This is a genomic window from Bartonella sp. MR100HLJHH (assembly GCF_042194215.1).
GTDB lineage: Bacteria > Pseudomonadota > Alphaproteobacteria > Rhizobiales > Rhizobiaceae > Bartonella > Bartonella grahamii.
This window is the reverse complement of record NZ_JBHIMR010000070.1, coordinates 1-1185: the sequence shown is the minus strand read 5'-3', so window position 1 is coordinate 1185 and position 1185 is coordinate 1. Positions and strand designations below refer to the sequence as shown.

The window sequence follows — 1185 nt, the reverse complement described above, 5'->3', positions numbered from 1 at the left end:
CATATTAAAATGAAAAATATCATTCTTGTAATTTTGATTGCAAACCTTTTATCGGCTTGTGTATTAGCACCAAAGCTAAAACAGCCCAATGATAGGAACCGTGTGCCTATTAATAAAACAATCCCTGACGAAATCAAGCGAGGAGACAACGGAATCTCATAAACTGATTTATGAAGTTAATAATATAATGGTCAGTCTTTCTAAAAATAGTCAGTCTTTCTAAATATGTGAAAATTAAAAGGAATAAAATATGCAAAAGCTGATTATTATCATAGCAATTAGTGCGTTTCTTGGAACAACAAACTTAGTAAGAAGTGACACTGTTACTAAGCAAGGAGGAGCTCATAGCCGTATTACTATAATTCCTGGTATGGGGTCAGGAGGTCTCAGTACAAGCAAAGATTATAGACCAAAAAAACCACCAAAAGGCTATAATCCACCACCTGCACTTCCACCCGATGTTAAAATCGATCTTTCTACTTTGGGAACGATGAGAAATCGCATACCGTCCAAACCTAGTGGCTCTAAGCCATCTAACACAACTCCAGTATCTCCCACAACTCAGGTACCTAAATCAACTTTTGTATCTGCTCCACCTGCAGAATATCTAGAGATTATTAATCTATTAAAAAAAGGGGAAATTATTGAGCTCTTAAAAAAACAGCTTGAGTTGAAAAAAAAACAACTTTTGCAAACAGAAAAAGCCTATCAAGCTATAACAAAGGGTCAGAAAACTGCACCTCAGAAAATAGACTTTTCTAGTTTTTTTCTCAAAGAGCCAGAATCGCTCTATAAGAGTGACAAGCTTTCAAGGGAATCATATCAAAAGCTATTGCAGGAAGAAAACAAAATTTCTGGGACTTTTGATCAAATGGGGAAGGCTATTTCAAGGCGTTTACAATTTGCATCGATACTAGATAAAGCTGTAAGTTTAGAAACTTTTGAAAACGTAGAAAATCGTTTTAAATACCTCCAACATCTATTAGATGAAATTCAAACAAAAGAAAACCTGAAAGATACTGCAGATCTTCAAGCACATATCGATGGTTCGTTAACCATGATCCAAAATGAATTTATAAAGATGGAAATGGTAGCGCATTTACGTAATGCTGAGCAATCACTTATCAAAAGGAAAAGACGCGAACTTGATATGAAAATTTTTGACCATGAAAAAAAAGGGATGCC

The 1185-nt window shown here is 34.9% G+C and carries 2 protein-coding genes; both read left to right on the top strand.

The window, feature by feature from the left end:
- Positions 1–9 precede the first annotated feature (9 nt).
- A complete protein-coding gene (locus tag ACFIJ7_RS09535) occupies positions 10–162 on the top strand; it encodes a TrwH protein (RefSeq protein WP_375645191.1) in 153 nt (50 codons plus the stop codon).
- 88 nt (positions 163–250) lie between these two features.
- Positions 251–1185, top strand: a 935-nt coding sequence (locus ACFIJ7_RS09530; RefSeq protein WP_375645190.1) for a type IV secretion system protein, incomplete at its 3' end; no start/stop codon positions are given.

Bases quoted from the DNA above. Each gene is read 5' to 3' on its own strand.
- ACFIJ7_RS09535 (WP_375645191.1), top strand. From the start codon at position 10: ATGAAAAATATCATTCTTGTAATTTTGATTGCAAACCTTTTATCGGCT.